The 3,341-nt window shown below is 54.5% G+C and carries 3 protein-coding genes and 1 pseudogene; 1 reads left to right on the top strand and 3 read right to left on the bottom strand.

Annotated elements, in window-relative coordinates:
* Window positions 1–78: 78 nt before the first annotated feature.
* On the bottom strand, window positions 79–765 hold the full coding sequence (locus RMSM_RS02015; RefSeq protein WP_008690817.1) for a MerC domain-containing protein: 687 nt from the start codon (window positions 763–765) through the stop codon (window positions 79–81).
* A gap of 488 nt (window positions 766–1,253) precedes the next feature.
* Here RMSM_RS02015 and RMSM_RS02025 point away from each other — a divergent pair, with 488 nt between their 5' ends.
* Window positions 1,254–2,060: a hypothetical protein gene (locus RMSM_RS02025; protein ID WP_040763636.1), complete on the top strand. Its 807-nt coding sequence runs from the start codon at window positions 1,254–1,256 to the stop codon at window positions 2,058–2,060.
* Window positions 2,061–2,210: 150 nt separating this feature from the next.
* Here the strand turns inward: RMSM_RS02025 and RMSM_RS39490 are convergent.
* Together RMSM_RS39490 and RMSM_RS43990 are read right to left on the bottom strand one after the other, a co-directional pair.
* Window positions 2,211–2,462: pseudogene (locus RMSM_RS39490) on the bottom strand (EF-Tu C-terminal domain-related protein).
* Window positions 2,381–2,608, bottom strand: coding sequence for a GTP-binding protein (locus tag RMSM_RS43990; RefSeq protein ID WP_040763640.1), 228 nt, complete (start codon window positions 2,606–2,608; stop codon window positions 2,381–2,383). The pseudogene RMSM_RS39490 and the gene RMSM_RS43990 overlap by 82 nt, the downstream one beginning before the upstream one ends.
* Window positions 2,609–3,341: the final 733 nt, after the last annotated feature.

The following is a 3,341-nucleotide window of genomic DNA, read 5'->3' on the forward strand; positions in this document are numbered from 1 at the left end:
GATGGGTGCACGTTCGCGACGCTGCCAATCGTTTGCCTGAATCGCTACCGACATCTCAATCCGCCCTCGTTTTGTTTGTCATGCGGAAACTTTGGAAACATCATTTTCGCAACATCCGCATCGACAGCCATAACGCCGGTTCAGCAGATGTGCACAAACCAGGACGATTCCTCCGACGGGCGTCATCCACGGGGCGAGTCTCGCCACCCACGAAGAATTTGCCAGCGAATTAGACGGCAGCCCGACTGAGGCCAAACCAGCAAACGATGTGTCAACTTCGGCGGCAGCGCCATCGCTTGCACAATGAACACAACAGGCGTCCGTACACACCTCGGCGGTGACAGATGAAACCGCGTTTCCCGTGGGGGTGGAGGCTCCGAAAGCGTCCGGGGCCACAGTGTTTGCACATACGGCACAGCACTCTCCGGCAAACCCGAACGCAGCAATGGAAATCAATACCAAGCCAATACTGCCGACGACGACCGGTGTCAGTCGTCCATGTTTGCGAACTCCGGGAACGAAGGCAGACAAAGCAATGACAAAACAGCCGATTGCCATCCATTTGTGAAAAGCCTCGTCAGCCAAAAAACTCAGCCCCAGCGCGGGCAAATAAGCGATCACAAACGGCATCGCGGCGCAGTGAATCGCACAACCGATCGACGCCACCATTCCCGCACAATCACTCCATCCCGACCAGCTCGCTGGAGCAGCCTGCGTCGTTGGGCCATCCGACAGGGTATCGACCATGGGCAGTTCGCCACTCATTGCAACATCTCCAACCAATTCACGCTTGTAGTCGGCTGTCCGATCACGTCAGCGAACGCTGGCCAAACCAAACAGCAACAAACAACCAAAAACCATGCCCGACTCTGCAGATGCCCCGCGATCACTACCGTAACGGCCCATCGAATCAAGCGATTCCACTTAACAGTCGACACTTTATCGCACTTGCACACGTTATGCAATGCGATCATATTGCTTAAAATCGAATGCTGACCGGCCAAACACTTTCAGACCGAGTGATACAGCGTGCAATCACCGCTGATGATGATCGTTGGTCCCGAGGGGACGTTCACGTCGAAACCGAAGAAGTCTTAAACAGGTAAGAAAGGAATTCTGGCGTATTCCACTACTCAATCATCACTTGTTTGGTGCGAAAGTGGATGGTATCGGCCTGACGCCCCACGTTTCGCGCTGCTCGCGGTATCATGAAAGGACAAGACAACCTTGGATCCGCAATCGGAGCATCTCGCATGAGACACCTCACCATCATCCTGTGTGGATTTGTCGTCGCGTACGCCACAGTTGCAAAAGAGACAGCGGCAAAGGAACCCGCAGGGTTGTCGCGATTGCAAGTCCGAATGTATTTGGGCAACCCGACCCAACCACTCTTGGAACGAACGATCGACGTCAACCAGCGATTTGACTTCAAGGCGGATGCTGACGCCTCGTTGTCTGGACGCCTCGGTCGCGACGACTCCGGCACGCTGCGTTTCGAGGGAACGGCCACCCATCACGCTGGATCATCACAATTCGATGGCACCGTCACGATGACAGAGCCACTGCTGGCAACCGGCGGCACACTCAGCGGAGGACTTCTGCATTGCTGGCTCCGGTTCGACCCACCGCTGACCAAGACCGGTGTAAGCGACAAAGCTAAACCAACCAAACGAAATCGGTCGCCGGCGGTCAAGCAAGCGGTCCAGCGATATGAAGCAAGTTTGCTGAATGCGTCACGTAACTTCGAAAAGCAATCGGGATCTGCCACCGAGACACTGATCAGCGAACTAGAAAAGATTCAATCTGCTACTTCGGCAAGCAAACACTTTCATGTGGTCGCGGCATTTTATGGGCAGAATGTCAGCTGGATCGATGTCACTGAAAAAATCCGCAAAGCGATCGGCAAAAAACGCAGTTGGACCACCGATGTAAAGACCGAAGACTGGGGCGAGCCTGCGACGGGATTTGGCGGGCCAAGAACCCTACTGGTAGCCTACTACACCGACGGCCAGCTTAAATTTAAGTCGGTTTACCAAGGAAAACGCATCACTTTGCCTTAGCCGATCAAGTCCACACCGTCGCTGCATCCACGGATTACACTGCCCCCATGCAGCTAAGTGGAAGCATCGCGAATTCATCGTTGAAGTCTGATTGAATTAGAAACGCCCGTGACGGATTGCTCCGCCGCGGGCGTTTTCCATTTTGGTCGGCTAGGCCACGACTCGCGCTACGACGCCCGAACCGACCGTCTTGCCGCCTTCCCGGATGGCGAAGTGGTCGCCGTCGCTGACCGCGATCGGTTGTTTCAGCGCGACGCTCAGACGGATACCGTCACCTGGCATCGCCATCTACACTCCGTCCATTACCGATGCACTACCGGTCACGTTTGTAGTACGAAAAAAAGACGGAGGCGCGTAACCGTCAAAGAACGGCGTGTGCCGCCCCCCCTTCCTTTCTTCAATACATACACTTCCGGCTCGAACTCGCGATGCGGAGTGACGCTGCCGGCTTTCGCCAACACTTGCCCCTTCGTGATCATGTTTTTGATATAGTCGGCGTGACCGGAACAGTCGATGTGGGCATATTGTCGGTCGTCGGTTTCGTACATGATTGCGAATCGAAGCGAAGACGCCATTCAATGACGGGGTTCGCGAGAAATGTTGCGAATCCGCGCCGCGGTTCAGCGTTACACTAACTTTCACGGATCGATACGTATTCGGACCGATTGCCTCGATGAGTGGTTTTCAGATTGATTGGTGTTCTAAGCAGATTGACGCGAGACAAGATGTGTGGCGCTGCTCGTACGGCAGTCGCTGCGGACGAGGAAAGTTGGCCACGCTGGGTGCCCGATTGAAAAGATCCCAACCGCTCCGAACTTTTGGATTGACGCAACTCTTCGGAAAGATTCTGCTGCACAATGCCAACTGATCCTTGTCTTCCGCGCGTCCAATTAGGCAATGGTAAGCAGCTAGGCAGAAGCCTTTCAGTTAATTAGCCGCTTTGGCGCTAGCCACGGTTCCGACATTCAACCGGAGCTAGCGCCCCAGCGGCCAACGGGATTTCACCCAATGATTCCTGCCTATCTGCATCGCTGTAAAGCAGCTTGAACAGATGGCCAAACAGCCATCGGGTTCCTCATCACATTCCAAATCCATTCCACTGCTGCGGGTTGTCTTCGTTCCGCCAGAAGTCCTCGCTCATCATATCGGCCTGTTAGCATTGCCCTAACAAAGTGCTGCGTCCCTTTGCTGCTGATTCGGCGGAGCAGCGGCATTATATTGCCGATGGCATCGTTGGATATTGGTTTGGCAGGAAAATGATGAGGGCAGGAAAATCGGATC

Origin of the sequence: Rhodopirellula maiorica SM1 (genome assembly GCF_000346295.1) — a bacterium.
Taxonomy (GTDB): domain Bacteria; phylum Planctomycetota; class Planctomycetia; order Pirellulales; family Pirellulaceae; genus Novipirellula; species Novipirellula maiorica.

Coding starts and splice junctions, on each gene's coding strand:
- RMSM_RS02015 (WP_008690817.1), bottom strand. CDS start 765: ATGAGTGGCGAACTGCCCATGGTCGATACCCTGTCGGATGGCCCAACG.
- RMSM_RS02025 (WP_040763636.1), top strand. CDS start 1,254: ATGAGACACCTCACCATCATCCTGTGTGGATTTGTCGTCGCGTACGCC.
- RMSM_RS43990 (WP_040763640.1), bottom strand. CDS start 2,608: ATGTACGAAACCGACGACCGACAATATGCCCACATCGACTGTTCCGGT.